The sequence below is a fragment of the Sulfitobacter sp. M05 genome (assembly GCF_029285175.1).
GTDB lineage: Bacteria > Pseudomonadota > Alphaproteobacteria > Rhodobacterales > Rhodobacteraceae > Sulfitobacter.
Window position 1 is genome coordinate 146437 of record NZ_JABEDH010000002.1, and the last position, 14122, is coordinate 160558.

The window sequence follows — 14122 nt, forward strand, 5'->3', positions numbered from 1 at the left end:
CGCAGGTTTCTCTACGTTCCTTAGCCAGATGTTAAGAAGCCTGGCCCGCCAGCTCACGCCAGCCGCCCTTCAATCGCCTCCCAGATTCTGCCCGCGATATTGCCACCGTCAAATCGTTCCAGTTCCTGAATACCGGTCGGCGAGGTCACGTTGATCTCTGTCAGGTAGTCCCCGATGACATCAATGCCGACAAAAACCTGACCCTTTTCTTTCAATAGAGGCCCGATGGCGGCACAAATCTCCAGATCACGCGCGCTCAACCCGATCTTTTCAGGGCGCCCGCCAACATGCATGTTTGAACGTGTTTCGCCTTCGGCTGGCACGCGATTTATGGCACCAACCGCTTCCCCATCCACCAGAATGACGCGTTTGTCCCCCTTGGCCACAGCAGGCAGGAATTTCTGTACAATCAAGGGCTCGCGGGAAAAGCCAGTGAACAGCTCGTGCAGGGAGGTCAAATTCCGGTCGCGCGCATCCAGACGGAACACCCCCGCGCCGCCATTGCCATAAAGTGGCTTCAGAATGACATCGCCGTGCTTTTCCTTGAAGGCCTTGATCGTATCAAGATCACGCGCGATTGTTGTGGGTGGTGTCAACTCGGGGAAATCCAGAACCATCAGTTTCTCTGGGTAGTTTCTGACCCAGAACGGATCATTCACCACAAGCGCTTGCCCCTTCAAACGATCCAGCAAATGCGTCGAGGTGATGTAATGCATGTCGAAAGGCGGGTCTTGTCGCAACCAGACCACGTCGAAATCCGCCAGATCAACTTCGACTTCCGGCCCCAGATGCGCGTGATCCCCCTGCACCCGCTGTACAGTGAAGTCATGCCCCCGCGCGGTAACGCGACCCTCTTGATAGGCCAGTTTGTCAGGCGAATAGAAAAACAAACTATGCCCGCGGGCCTGCGCCTCTTCGGCGAGGCGGAAACTGCTGTCGGCGTTAATATTGACGTCCCCAATGGGGTCCATCTGAAAGGCAATTTTCATCAGTCTATCCTTGCTGCGTCCCCTTTAGATGGCGCAGCAGCGGCACAGGTGCAATGGTCAGCCGTGCCCAAAGGCGTTTTCGATGATCTGCAAGTCACCGGAACCATCCACCAGAGCCACATCAAAACGCACCTCTGTCAGGCTGCCCATTGGCTCAGTCCCCAAAAACGCCTCTGCGCAGGCATAGATCCGTTGCATCTGGCGCGACGAAAGACTTTCAGCCGCGCGGGCAAGGCTGCGGCTTTTCTTGACTTCAACAAAAATCAATCCGTTGCCGTCCCGCACGATCAGATCAATTTCGCCGCCTGCGCTACGCCATCTGCGCCGCGCAATTGCGAAACCACGCCGTTCGTAATCCTGTGCAATCCGTTGTTCTGCTGCAATTCCTGCATGGTACGCCATGCGTCCGCGATGATGTCTTGCCGTTGCCAACGTCACAATCCTTTTGCCCGGTCTCTGCCTTTCACGTCATCGCTGAACAATCGTGATTGTTGGTGCCCCTACCCTTCGTTGTCCAGCGATAAGGCAATTTGATACACTTTGCGGCGCGGCAGATCATGTGCTTGTGACACCATATCCGCCGCATCCCGCACCGACATTTCCTTTAATGCCGCACGCAGGCTTGTTTCTATATCAACATTCTTAACGGTTTCTGAATGTCCCCGATCTACAAGCACAACGATTTCGCCTTTCGGCGACAGCTTTTCATAAATCTGGGACAGTTCTTTGAGGGATCCGCGACGGACTTCCTCGAATTTCTTGGTCAGCTCGCGACACACCGCCGCCGACCTGTCATCGCCCAACACAGAAGCGGCGTCGCGCAACATTGCGCCCAAGCGTTTGGGTGATTCGTAGAAAACCAGTGTTCCGGCAACATCCTTAAGCTTTTCCAATGCCGTTGCGCGTGCCGAGGTGGTGTTCGGCAAGAAACCGGCGAAGAAAAACGCGTCGGTCGGCAACCCTCCCAGCGCCAGCGCGGTCAGCACCGCCGACGGGCCGGGCGCACAGGTCGGGTTGATCCCTTCGGCAACTGCCAGCCGGGACAATTCAAACCCTGGGTCCGCAATCAACGGCATACCAGCCTCTGATGCATAGGCTACCGATTTGCCTTCTTTCACCGCCTCGACCAACCGCATGGCAACATCCGCGCCGCTGTGATCATGTAGGGCGACAATGCGCCTGCTCCCCAGCGGCACGCCATGGATATCCATCAATTTACGCAACGATCTTGTATCCTCGGCCGCCAGCACATCCGCCGACGCCAAGACGTCAAGCGCGCGCAATGTAATGTCACGCGCCGTGCCGATGGGAACACCGACAAAATACAATCCAGCCGACAATGGCACCATTTGGTAATTCACGCTGGACCCGCCTTTCGCACCGTCTATGATCACGTCCGAGTGATGCGGTGCGGCTGCATCCATCAAACTTTGGGGAGTGAGTGCCGATGATTGCCTTTTTGAACGCCAGCCGCAAGAAGTTGCGGCTATTGATGTTGCCTTTTGCCGCGCTTTTTTTAGCCGCCTGTGACCCGGCCACGGTCGGGTCGCTGTCCACCGGAGGCGGTGTCAAAATTGACGCCAACGCGCCTGTTCCTGTGGCTTTGCTGATTCCACGCGGCGGCACGCAGAACGACAACCTGTTGGCCAAGAACCTTGAGAATGCAGCACGTATGGCAATACGTGATCTGGATGGCGTCAAGATTGATCTGCGCGTCTATGGCACCGCTGGCAATGCCGGCACAGCCGCAAACATGGCCGCTCAGGCGGTCAACGACGGTGCCAAGATCATCCTTGGGCCGGTCTATGGCGAATCCGCCAATGCTGCGGGTGTTGCCGTCGCAAAACAGGGTGTGAATGTCTTGTCCTTCTCCAACAACCCGACCATCGCGGGCGGCAATGTGTTTGTCTTGGGTCAGACCTTTTCCAACACAGCGAACCGTCTGGTTGGATATGCCAAACGCAACGGCAAGGACCGTATTGTCGTTCTGCATGCGAGCGATGTCGCCGGTCAGTTGGGACGCAACGCAATTCAGCAAGCCATTTCGACAAACGGCGCAACGCTGGCAGGAACCGTGGACTATGCGCTTAGTCAGGAATCGGTTGTTGCCGCCATTCCCCGCGTCAAAGCAACAGTTCAGTCCGGTAACGCAAACGCTCTGTTTCTAACAACCTCATCTGCCTCTGCTCTGCCCTTGTTTGCCCAGCTTTTGCCCGAAGCTGGCATCAGCTCGGCATCGACGCAGTATGTCGGCCTGACGCGGTGGGACATCCCCAAACAGACGTTGGATATGCCCGGGGTTCAGGGTGGTTGGTTTGCCAAGCCTGACCCTGCCGCGACCGCCGCCTTCAGTCAGAAGTACAGTGCCGCCTACGGTAGCGCACCACATCCGCTGGCCGGCCTTGCTTTTGACGGCATTGCAGCAGTCGGGGCCTTGGCAAAATCCGGCAAATCCTCCGCGCTGACCGCTTCGTCCCTGACACAGGGCGCGGGTTTTCGCGGGGCGACCGGTATTTTCCGCCTACGCCGTGACGGCACCAACGAGCGTGGCCTGGCCGTGGCAACAATCCGCGATAAATCGGTTGTGATCCTGGAAGCTGCACCGCGCGCCTTTGGCGGGGCTGGTTTCTAGACTTGGCCTTGCCTTCGATCTTACACCAACAATCAGGCGCGGCGATTTCACCGCCGCGCCTGATCTGCGCGCCCGAACTGATTTTCGATACCGCTGCGGTCAAAGAGGCGCTGAATGAAGCCGCCAGTGACCAGTCTCAGCCGGACCAACGCGCCGCCGCGGTAAATACTCTGAGCGCGGCACAAAAGGCCGGGCGCGCCAAAATCGCTGAAAGTTTTGCAGCCGCCCCGTTTGACGCGCGTCCGATGACCCGAGCTTATACCTATCTGACAGACCAGCTTGTGCGCTGCGCGCTAGAGTTCTCGACACAGGTCCTGCACCCCAAGCCGAACCCGACTGAAGGCGAACGACTTTGTGTGATGGGTGTCGGTGGCTATGGCCGCGGCGAGATGGCCCCGTTTTCGGATGTCGATCTGCTGTTTCTTATACCCTACAAGGCCACCGCATGGTCTGAAAGCGTGATCGAAAGCATGCTCTATATGCTGTGGGATCTGAAACTGAAGGTCGGACATGCGACCCGCACAGTGCAGGACTGTGTCCGGCTGGGCGGCGAGGATTACACCATCAAGACGGCTTTGCTGGAACACCGGTTTATCACCGGTGATACCGCGCTTGAGGCCGGACTGGAGCAGGCGCTTGAGATGCAACTGTTTTCAGGCGACGGGCGCGACTTTCTGGAGGCTAAGCTGGAAGAACGTGACCAGCGCCACGAGAAGCAGGGCCAACGATATGTGGTCGAACCGAACGTCAAAGAGGGCAAAGGCGGGTTGCGCGACCTGCATTCCCTGTTCTGGATTGCCAAGTTCATTTACAAGGTCAACCACTCTTCGGAGCTGGTCGCGAAAGGCATTTTCCGCCCCGAAGAATATGCCACCTTCAGGGCCGCTGAGGATTTCCTTTGGGCGGTGCGCGGCCATCTCCACTTGCTGACCAACCGCGCCACAGAAAAGCTGACCTTCGATATGCAGGTACAGGTGGCCGAAGCCATGGGGTACACGGACACCGGCGGCCGACGCGGTGTCGAAGTGTTTATGCAGGCATTCTTTCGTCATGCGACTGCGGTGGGCGACCTGACCCGAATTTTCCTGACCAGTCTGGAGGCAATCCACGTCAAGGCCGAACCCTTGCTGGAACGGTTGTTCCGTCGCCGGCCCAAGATCAAAAAGGGATACATCGTGGTGCATAACCGCATCGCCATTCCCGACGAGACCGCATTCCTTTCTGACAAGCTGAACCTGTTGCGCCTGTTCGAAGAGGCCTTGCGCACCGGCATGTTGATCCATCCCGACGCCATGCGACTGGTCAAAGCGAACCTGCATCTGATCGACGATGACCTGCGCACCACTCCCGAAGCGCGGCGGATTTTCTTTGACCTGCTGCTAAAACACGGCAATCCGGAACGCGCCTTGCGGCGGATGAACGAGTTGGGCGTGCTATGCGCGTTTATCCCCGAATTCGAACCCATCGTCGCGATGATGCAGTTCAACATGTATCACAGCTATACGGTTGACGAACATACGATCCAGACCATTGCGAACCTTGCCCGCATCGAGAAACACGAGCTGGAAGAAGAGCTGCCCGTGGCCTCCTCCATCCTGTCGCGCGGGGTCAACCGCAAGGTACTTTATACCGCATTGTTGCTGCATGACATCGGCAAGGGACGGCCAGAGGACCATTCCATTCTAGGGGCCAAGATTGCCCGTCAGGTCGCCCCGCGCCTGGGGCTGAAACAGGACGAGGTGGACACTGTCGAATGGTTGATCCGCTATCATCTGCTGATGTCGGACATGGCGCAGAAACGCGATATTGCCGATCCGCGCACGGTGCGTGATTTCGCCAAGGCCGTACAGACGGTCAAGCGGCTTGACCTGTTATGTGTGCTGACAGTCTGTGACATTCGCGGGGTTGGGCCGGACACGTGGAACAACTGGAAAGCTGTGCTGATCCGTGGTCTTTATCGCCAGACCGAGCGCGCCCTTGAAACCGGCCTTGAAGACCTGAACCGCGAGAATCGCGGTGCCGAAGCGAAAAAAGCGTTGCGGCTATCGCTTTCGGACTGGCCGCGCAAAGAATTGCAAAAAGAAACATCGCGCCATTACGATCCTTACTGGCAGGGCCTGCATGTCACGGCACATGTGGCCTTTGCCAACCTGCTGCGCGGAATCGGAAACGAGGACGTGCGGATCGACCTGCACCCGGATGAAGACCGCGACGCCACCCGGGCCTGTTTTGTGATGCCCGACCACCCCGGTATCTTTTCCCGCCTTGCCGGTGCCCTTGCTCTGGTGGGGGCCAATGTCGTGGACGCCCGCAGTTATACAACCAAAGATGGATTTGTTACTGACGCCTTTTGGATACAAGACGCAGAGGGCAACGCCTATGAATCCTCGCGCCTGCCCCGTCTGCGCAAGATGATCGAAAAGACCCTGCGCGGCGAGGTTGTCGCCCGCGATGCCCTGAAGTCCCGCGACAAAATCAAGAAACGCGAAAAGGCGTTTAAGGTGCCGACGCATATCACCTTTGATAACGACGGATCGGAAATCTACACCATCATCGAGGTCGACACCCGTGACCGCCCCGGCCTGCTTTATGATCTGGCGCGCAGTCTGGCCGCCAGCAATGTCTATATCGCCAATGCGGTCATCGCCACCTATGGCGAACAGGTGGTGGATACTTTCTATGTCAAGGATATGTTCGGGCTGAAATACTACACCGAGGGCAAACAGCGGACGCTGGAGAAACGTCTGCGACAAGCCATTGCCGAAGGGGTGGAACGGGCCGACAAATAACCAAAGCGATAGGCACGGATCGCGCCGCACAAGGATGCCAATTGCGCAAACCCGCCGTGCAAGCTAAATCAGCCTGACCTCCCGCATGGAAAGCACCCGATGAAACCCATCCGTCTCATGTCTGGCTTTTTCACCGTTGGCGTCTGGACCTTGCTCAGCCGTGTGCTGGGTTTCCTGCGCGAGGCCCTGCTGATTGCATTGATTGGCCCCGGTCCAGTGATGGACGCTTTTGTCGCCGCCTTCCGCTTGCCGAACATGTTCCGCCGGTTCTTTGCAGAGGGTGCGTTCAACGCCGCCTTTGTCCCGATGTTTTCCAAGAAACTGGAGGGCGATGAGGACGCGCAGAGCTTTGCCCAAGAAGCTTTCAACGGGTTGGGGTTTGCAGTTCTGATCCTTGTCGGGTTGGCCATGGTATTCATGCCCGCCTTTGTCTGGCTCACCGCCGAGGGATTCGCCGGCGACGAACGTTTTGACATGACCGTCGGCTTTGGCCGTGTGGTGTTTCCCTATATCCTATGCATGTCACTGGCGGCCCTGTTTTCCGGCATCCTGAACGCCACAGGCCGGTTTGCCGTTGCCGCCGCCGCACCTGTGTTGCTGAATATCCTGTTGGTTGGGGCAATGACACTCGGGGCGCTGACCGGCGGGCCGGTTATCACATGGCTGATCTGGGCGGTTCCCATTGCAGGGGTGGCACAATTGGCGCTGACATGGCGCGCGGCAGCCGCAGCCGGATTTGCCCTGCGCCCGTCACGCCCGCGCTGGTCACCGGATATGAAAGCGATGGTGGTCATCGCCCTGCCCGCAGCCCTTGCGTCTGGTGTCATGCAGATCAATCTGGTCGTGGGGCAAGTTGTTGCCAGCCAGTATGACAAGGCCGTGTCATGGTTGTTTGCTGCCGACCGGCTCTATCAATTGCCGTTGGGTGTGGTTGGCATTGCGGTTGGCATTGTCCTGCTGCCCGATCTGTCACGCCGTTTGCGTGCCGGCGATGACGCAGGTGCCCGCATCGCCCTCAGCCGCGCGGGGGAAATCGCGCTGGCGCTCACGATCCCCTCGGCCATCGCCCTGATGGTGGTGCCCCAGACGTTGGTATCGGTGCTGTTTGAACGCGGCGCTTCCGATGTCGATGATACAGCGGCCATTGCCACAGCCGTGGCGGTCTACGGGCTGGGCTTGCCCGCCTTTGTCTTACAAAAAGTGCTGCAACCTATCTATTTCGCCCGCGGTGATACCCGTCGCCCCTTCCATTTTGCGCTTGTCTCCATGGTGGTGAATATTGCGCTCGCGGTGGGGCTTGCCCCGTTTATCGGCTGGATCGCCCCGGCCATAGCCACCACTTTCGCGGGCTGGGCCATGGTGGTTTGCCTCTTCATCGGTGCGCGCAAATACGGCGAAGCGGCGCGATTTGACGACCGGTTCCGCAAACGCATCTGGCGGATCGTCGCTGCCTCGCTGGTGATGGGGGTGGCCTTGATTCTGGGCAATTCCCTGTTGGAAGCCCTGTTAAACACCCCGTGGTGGCGCGGTCTGGGGCTGGCCTTGCTGATTGGCATCGGTGCGGTCAGTTACTTTGGTGTGGGCCAGTTGTTCGGGGCCTTCCGGTTGGCCGAGTTCAAAGCGGCGATGCGGCGCGGTTAACGCCGCCGCATCCGGTTCACGATCCGCGCCCATTCCCCCGGAGCCATGACAAAGCACAAACCAAAGCCCAGAAAGAACCCGATCAGCTCTGCCACCCACTGGGTTCCGACTTCAAAAAACACCCCCCAAAACAGCTGAATGCCCATCAGAAAGGCAATCAGTGTGAAAGCGCGGTATTGCTGCGCACCGGTGCCAGCCAACTGCCGCCACATCACAAAAGAATAGCCACCAATCAGCCCGTAAACGCTGGGGTAGGCCCCGACCAACCAAGTAGGATCATCCAGCAACAGCGCATAAAACGCGGCACCGCCGGCACCGGCCAGCACAAAAATCACCGCAAAGGTCAGCGGCCCCATGGCTTCGGCCACCATCTTGCCCAATGCCAAAAGCAGGACCATGGCAAATAAACTATGTGTAAATCCCAGATGGATAAACGGATAGGTAAAGGCGCGGATGGCCTCAGGCAGTGGCCACTGCCCATTTGCCACCATCCAATCAAAAATCTGGCCCGAAAATCCGTAATCGCGGATCAGGCCCAGCCGCCAGCCCACCGCCCCCGGTCCACCAATGATGCCCGCCTCCCCCAGCGACAGGCCCGCCTCGATGCCGGCAAGCGCCAGAAACGTCAGGGTGACGATAGGCGGCAGGGGATTTACCGGTGGCTGGAATTCAGGATCTTGCATGGCCGCTCCTTGACGCGATGAAGGTCCGGCATCGAACCCCAATAATATATCTCACCGATATGTCAGACTTTACCGCTGACAAGCAGCATCAGTGCCGGAATAGTGTTTCTATTTCAAGCAGATGTGACGCAAACCAACTCCAAAACCCGGCGACGACAAGACCTGCGCGCCCTATGTTGCGACACCGCTTGCCGCCCACCGCCACAGAATCTCTATGGACGTTAGGGCGCAAACCGCTGATATATCGTGAAATAAGCGCTAACGGCACGAAATAGGGGCGCCCGCCCCCAAAGTTACGCCGCCGGCATCCGTTCATACACGCCTTCGAGGTCCGCATATGCCCGACACCCCCACAAATACCACGTTCACCCCCCGCGTTTTCTCTGGCATCCAACCGTCTGGCGGTCTGACGCTGGGCAACTATCTGGGTGCGATCAAACGGTTCGTGTCGATGCAGGACGAAGATTACGAAACAGTTTATTGCATGGTCGATCTACATGCGATCACCGCCAAATTCCTTGATCCCAAGACGCTGGCCCATAATACCCGCGAATTAGCGGCAGGATTTATCGCGGCGGGTATTGATCCGGCCAAGTCAATCCTGATCAACCAGTCACAGGTCCCGGAACACGCGCAACTGGCGTGGATTTTCAACTGCGTGGCGCGAATGGGATGGATGGGGCGCATGACCCAGTGGAAGGATAAGGCCGGCAAGAATGCCGAAGCGGCCTCCCTGGGATTGTTCGCCTATCCGGCGCTGATGGCTGCTGACATCCTGATCTACCACGCAACCCATGTGCCGGTTGGCGACGATCAGAAACAACACCTTGAGCTGACACGCGACATCGCGGCCAAGTTCAACCATGACTACGGCGTTGATTTCTTTCCCATTACCGAACCGGTGATCGAAGGCGCAGCCACCCGTGTGATGTCGCTGCGCGATGGATCTAAAAAGATGTCCAAGTCTGACCCATCCGATGCCAGCCGTATTAACATGACCGATGACGCGGATGCGATTGCCAAGAAAATCCGCAAGGCCAAGACCGATCCCGATGCCCTGCCCTCCGAGGTGGAAGGGCTGGAAGGACGCCCGGATGCCCGTAATCTGGTGAACATCTATGCCGCCCTAAGCGAACAATCCGTCGAGCAGGTTCTGAGCGAAGTCGGCGGGCAGCAGTTCGGCACGTTCAAGCCTGCTCTGGCCGAGCTTGCGGTTTCCAAACTGGCACCGATCTCGACCGAGATGGCGCGATTGATGGCAGAACCTGACGAGATTGACCGCATTCTAAAGAAAGGGTCGGAACAGGCACGGGAAATCACGGCACCCATTTTGAAAAAAACCTATGAAATTGTCGGCATGGTTGGCTAAGCCCGTAAAATAAGTGGCCCCTCAAGCGGGGGTTGCTCATCTTTTGGCACAGCTCATTTTCACCGGAGAGGTTGAAACAGGTCGCGCGACCCCACAGATTCTGATCAACAAAAAGGAACACCACAATGGCCACCGGATTTTTCTGGGATGAACGCTGTTTCTGGCACGGCGGCGGGAACTATGCCTTTACCATCCCCTTTGGTGGCTTGGTGCAACCCTTGGCCGCCGGTGGTATTCCTGAAAACCCCGAAACCAAACGCCGCCTGAAAAACCTGATGGACGTGACCGGCCTGACGGCGGAACTTGCCGCGCAAAGCGCCCCGAACGCGACCCGCGAAATGCTGGAACGGGTGCATCCGGCCTCCTACCTTGATGCGTTCAAAGCTGCGTCTGACGCTGGTGGCGGCGAAATGGGCCCGAATGTGCCCTTCGCGCGTGGCGGTTTTGAACTGGCAACCCTGTCGGCAGGGCTTGCCGTGGCGGCGGTGGATGCGGTGGCCAGTGGCACGCTTGAAAACGCCTATGCCCTCAGCCGCCCGCCGGGTCATCATTGTGAACCGGAAACGCCAATGGGGTTCTGTCTGCTGGCCAATATCGCCATCGCCATCGAGGCGGCCAAGGCCAAAGGGCTGGCGCGGCGTGTTGCCGTCCTTGACTGGGATGTGCATCACGGCAACGGCACCGAAACCATTTATTATGACCGTGACGACGTTCTAACCATTTCCTTGCATCAGGAAGGTAACTATCCCCTGACCAGCGGCGATCTGGCCGACCGTGGCACCGCAGATGGTACAGGGTTTAACATCAACCTGCCGATGCACGCAGGGTCTGGCCATACCGCATACCTGCACGCCCTGGACCGCGTCGTTATTCCCGCACTTGAAGCCTACAAGCCCGACCTCATTATTGTCGCCTGTGGCTACGATGCCGCGATCATCGACCCGCTGGCACGGATGCAGGCCACGGCCGAAACCTTTGGTGCAATGACCCACAAAATCAAGGAAACCGCCGAACGCCTGTGTGAAGGCAAGCTGGTGCTTGTCCACGAGGGTGGCTATTCCGAGGTCTACGTGCCCTTCTGCGGCCACGCGACCATTGCCAACCTGTCAGGCAGTAGCATTGATGCCCCTGACCCCTTGGCCGTCGCATTGAACAACCGCCAGCCTTCGCCAGCTTTTGATCGTTTCCTTCGTCAGTCGATTGATGACATGGCGCAAAAACTGGACCTTTGACATATGCCTGAGCAAAACTCCGAAGCCCTGAACTTTCTACAGACGCGGCGTTCGCGTCCAGCCAAGACCCTTACCACGCCAGTCCCTGACCGTGACGCGCTTGCCCCGCTGTTGATCGCTGCGGCCCGCACCCCCGATCACGGCAAGCTGGAGCCGTGGCGGTTTATCGTTGTCGAAAAGCCCGCGATGGCGCGGCTGGCCGAGACTGCAGAAGAACGCGGCACCGCCCTTGGTCTGGACCCTGAACAAATCACCAAAGGCCGCAACCAATTCGATCAGGGCAATCTGGCTGTTGTCGTTGTCGAAGTGCAAAAACCATCTGCCAAAATTCCCGCAATCGAACAGACATATTCCGCCGGGGCCGTTTGCCTTGCGCTGCTTAATGCCGCCCTTGCTGCGGGCTGGGGCGCGAACTGGCTGAGCGGCTGGCCGTCGCATGATCGTGGTTTTCTGACCGAAGCCTTTGATCTTGGGGATCACGAACGTATTGCCGGTCTGATTCACATCGGCACCGAAACCTCTGCGCCACCGGACCGCCCGCGCCCGGATATCGCGCAGATCACCACATGGATGCCTGCATGATCTTTCGTTCATTCCTGTTGGCCATGGGGCAGTTGTCAGACCCGCGCTTTCGCCGCGTGTTTTTCATTGGTATCGCGCTGGCCCTTGCCCTGCTGATCGGGTTCACCGCCGCGTTTACAGGGCTGATTAACTGGGTGACCCCAGAAGAGGTCTGGTTGCCGATCTTGGGAGAGGTACGCTGGATCAGTGATCTGGTCTCCTGGGGGTCGGCATTTTTGCTGATGTTCCTGTCGGTTTTCCTGATGATCCCCGTCGCCTCGGCCATCACGTCGATGTTTCTGGATGATGTCGCAGAAGCCGTCGAGGACGAGCACTACCCTGGACTGCCCGCCCCGACAAAAGTGCCATTCGGCGACGCCCTGCGCGATACGATCAACTTTCTGGGTCTACTGGTCGGGGTGAACATATTGGCCATTGTCCTGTATGTTCTTTTTGCCCCGGCGGCCCTATTCATATTCTGGGGCGTCAACGGGTTCCTGCTGGGCCGCGAGTATTTCACCATGGTGGCAATCCGCCGGGTTGGCCGCGTCGCAGCAAAGAAGCTGCGCCGCCGTTTCGCAGGCACCATTTGGTTAGCGGGCGTATTTATGGCGATGCCGCTTTCAGTGCCGCTGTTGAACTTGATTATTCCAATTCTGGGTGCAGCGACATTTACCCATCTATTTCACGGCCTGACCAATCCCCGACCCGAAACAGGCTCTCTACATCATCCACAGTGATCCAGCCGGACAGGATGATCGTCGCCACGATCCCCCAAAGCACCAGCGCCACAAGTGTGGTCCAGAACGCCTTTTTGCCCAGATGGTGGTGCTCGGGAGATCCCGCATGAGTGCCCGGCACGATATTGCTCAGATCACCCTGCGTTTGCACACGGATGGGCAGCGCAATCAGAAACACCATCGACCAAATCACTGCAAACAGAACCAATCCCGATACAATACCCATGGTTTACACCTGCTCCAGTTCGACAAGCGCACCGTTGAAGTCCTTCGGGTGCAGGAACAACACAGGCTTGCCATGCGCCCCGATTTTGGGTTCGCCAGTGCCCAGAACACGCGCCCCGGTAGATTTCAGATGGTCACGCGCCGCGATGATGTCATCAACTTCGTAACAGATGTGGTGAATGCCGCCTGAAGGGTTCTTTTCAAGGAACCCGTTAATCGGGCTGTCGTCGCCAAGTGGATACAACAGTTCGATTTTCGTGTTGGGCAGTTCGATGAAAATGACTGTAACGCCATGATCCGGCTCATCTTGCGCAGGCCCGACATTGGCCCCCAAGGCGTTGCGGTATTGGTCCGCTGCGGCTTCGAGATCAGGCACAGCGATGGCCACATGGTTCAGACGTCCGATCATCTTCTCTTCCTTCAGTTTAGCACAGTAGCGGCGTTTATGGCCGCATGAACACTGAAGAGCAATGCGTCATGTTAACCCGCTGTTAGTGACCAATGGGTAACCATGAAACAAGTTCAGCTGGAGGCTATCATGGACACAATAAACCCGTTTGCCGCAAATATACCGGTGCCAACCTCGGCCCGCCCCCTTTTGGGATTAACGGTGTTGGTCGTCGAGGACAGCCGTTTTGCCTGCGAGGCGTTGCGCCTTTTGTGCCTGCAATCGGGCGCACGGATCAGACGCGCCGATTGCCTGCGCTCTGCGCGCCGCCACTTTCGGGTCTATCGGCCATCGGTTGTATTGATCGATCTAGGCCTGCCGGATGGCAATGGCAGCGACCTGATTGCCGAACTACACGAGGCCGTGCCGCGGGTGGATGGCATTCTGGCGATTTCCGGTGATCCCCAGCTTGCGGAGGCCGCCCTTGCTGCAGGGGCCGACGGATTTATGGAAAAACCCATCTTGTCCATCGGCGGGTTTCAGGAAAAGATTTTGGGGCTGTTGCCGCCTGAACGACGCCCGAAAGGGCCGCGACAGGTGGACAATACCGATGTTGCGCCGGACCGGCTGGCCTATCAGGACGACATGGCCCATATCGCGGATGTTCTGGATGAAGGTCTGGACGATCACACGCTGGACTACATTGCCCAGTTTTTAAGTGGTCTGGCACGATCTGCCGATGATCCGGTTTTGGAGAATGCGGCAAGGGCCTTGGCCCGCAAGCGCGCTATGGGCAAAACCGCAGCCTCCGAAACCGCACAGATTGCCGGCATTATTCAAACCCGTCTGGCCGAAAAGCTGGCCATCTGAACG

General features: G+C 58.0%; 14 protein-coding genes. 8 read left to right on the top strand and 6 right to left on the bottom strand.

The features are described 5' to 3' along the window. Nucleotides 1-53 precede the first annotated feature (53 nt). From gshB to rsmI, 3 genes are all read right to left on the bottom strand, one after another. Nucleotides 54-989 carry a glutathione synthase gene (gene gshB / locus HKX44_RS08905; protein ID WP_276150981.1) on the bottom strand — a complete coding sequence of 312 codons (936 nt, stop codon included), beginning with the start codon at nucleotides 987-989 and terminating at the stop codon, nucleotides 54-56. A 57-nt stretch (nucleotides 990-1046) separates the two neighbouring features. Beyond that, entirely contained in the window at nucleotides 1047-1391 is a 345-nt protein-coding gene (locus HKX44_RS08910) for a YraN family protein (protein WP_276150982.1), read from the bottom strand. A 98-nt stretch (nucleotides 1392-1489) separates the two neighbouring features. After that, nucleotides 1490-2350: a 16S rRNA (cytidine(1402)-2'-O)-methyltransferase gene (gene rsmI, locus HKX44_RS08915; protein WP_276151877.1), complete on the bottom strand. Its 861-nt coding sequence runs from the start codon at nucleotides 2348-2350 to the stop codon at nucleotides 1490-1492. A gap of 86 nt (nucleotides 2351-2436) precedes the next feature. Between rsmI and HKX44_RS08920 the strand changes: the two genes are divergently transcribed. The 3 genes from HKX44_RS08920 (at nucleotide 2437) to murJ (ending at nucleotide 8051) form a co-directional block, all read left to right on the top strand. Then, nucleotides 2437-3621, top strand: a complete 1185-nt coding sequence (locus HKX44_RS08920) for a penicillin-binding protein activator (RefSeq protein WP_276150983.1) — start codon at nucleotides 2437-2439, stop codon at nucleotides 3619-3621. Nucleotides 3622-3638: 17 nt separating this feature from the next. Continuing rightward, complete coding sequence (locus HKX44_RS08925) at nucleotides 3639-6410, top strand: [protein-PII] uridylyltransferase (protein ID WP_276151878.1); 2772 nt, start codon at nucleotides 3639-3641, stop codon at nucleotides 6408-6410. Nucleotides 6411-6509: 99 nt separating this feature from the next. Beyond that, nucleotides 6510-8051 (top strand): murein biosynthesis integral membrane protein MurJ, encoded by a 1542-nt coding sequence (gene murJ / locus HKX44_RS08930; protein ID WP_276150984.1) that lies wholly within the window; start codon nucleotides 6510-6512, stop codon nucleotides 8049-8051. On the opposite strand, the gene HKX44_RS08935 is transcribed toward murJ, so the two are convergent. After that, nucleotides 8048-8734: a rhomboid family intramembrane serine protease gene (locus HKX44_RS08935; RefSeq protein ID WP_276150985.1), complete on the bottom strand. Its 687-nt coding sequence runs from the start codon at nucleotides 8732-8734 to the stop codon at nucleotides 8048-8050. The two genes, murJ and HKX44_RS08935, sit on opposite strands and share 4 nt — an antisense overlap. A 337-nt stretch (nucleotides 8735-9071) precedes the next feature. Here HKX44_RS08935 and trpS point away from each other — a divergent pair, with 337 nt between their 5' ends. From trpS to HKX44_RS08955, 4 genes are all read left to right on the top strand, one after another. Beyond that, nucleotides 9072-10103 carry a tryptophan--tRNA ligase gene (trpS, locus tag HKX44_RS08940; RefSeq protein WP_276150986.1) on the top strand — a complete coding sequence of 344 codons (1032 nt, stop codon included), beginning with the start codon at nucleotides 9072-9074 and terminating at the stop codon, nucleotides 10101-10103. A 125-nt stretch (nucleotides 10104-10228) separates the two neighbouring features. Then, on the top strand, nucleotides 10229-11335 hold the full coding sequence (locus HKX44_RS08945) for a class II histone deacetylase (RefSeq protein WP_276150987.1): 1107 nt from the start codon (nucleotides 10229-10231) through the stop codon (nucleotides 11333-11335). A 3-nt stretch (nucleotides 11336-11338) separates the two neighbouring features. Further along, on the top strand, nucleotides 11339-11917 hold the full coding sequence (locus HKX44_RS08950) for a nitroreductase family protein (protein WP_276150988.1): 579 nt from the start codon (nucleotides 11339-11341) through the stop codon (nucleotides 11915-11917). Further along, the gene (locus HKX44_RS08955) at nucleotides 11914-12636 is read left to right on the top strand and encodes an EI24 domain-containing protein (RefSeq protein WP_276150989.1); all 723 of its coding nucleotides are present in this window, start codon (nucleotides 11914-11916) and stop codon (nucleotides 12634-12636) included. Before HKX44_RS08950 ends, HKX44_RS08955 begins: the two co-directional genes overlap by 4 nt. On the opposite strand, the gene HKX44_RS08960 is transcribed toward HKX44_RS08955, so the two are convergent. Both HKX44_RS08960 and mce read right to left on the bottom strand, forming a co-directional pair. Next, nucleotides 12569-12862 (bottom strand): DUF1467 family protein, encoded by a 294-nt coding sequence (locus HKX44_RS08960; protein WP_276150990.1) that lies wholly within the window; start codon nucleotides 12860-12862, stop codon nucleotides 12569-12571. The two genes, HKX44_RS08955 and HKX44_RS08960, sit on opposite strands and share 68 nt — an antisense overlap. Before the next feature lie 3 nt (nucleotides 12863-12865). Further along, nucleotides 12866-13270, bottom strand: a complete 405-nt coding sequence (gene mce / locus HKX44_RS08965; RefSeq protein WP_276150991.1) for a methylmalonyl-CoA epimerase — start codon at nucleotides 13268-13270, stop codon at nucleotides 12866-12868. 129 nt (nucleotides 13271-13399) lie between these two features. Between mce and HKX44_RS08970 the strand changes: the two genes are divergently transcribed. Next, the gene (locus HKX44_RS08970; protein WP_276150992.1) at nucleotides 13400-14119 is read left to right on the top strand and encodes a response regulator; all 720 of its coding nucleotides are present in this window, start codon (nucleotides 13400-13402) and stop codon (nucleotides 14117-14119) included. The last annotated feature ends 3 nt before the right edge of the window (nucleotides 14120-14122 follow it).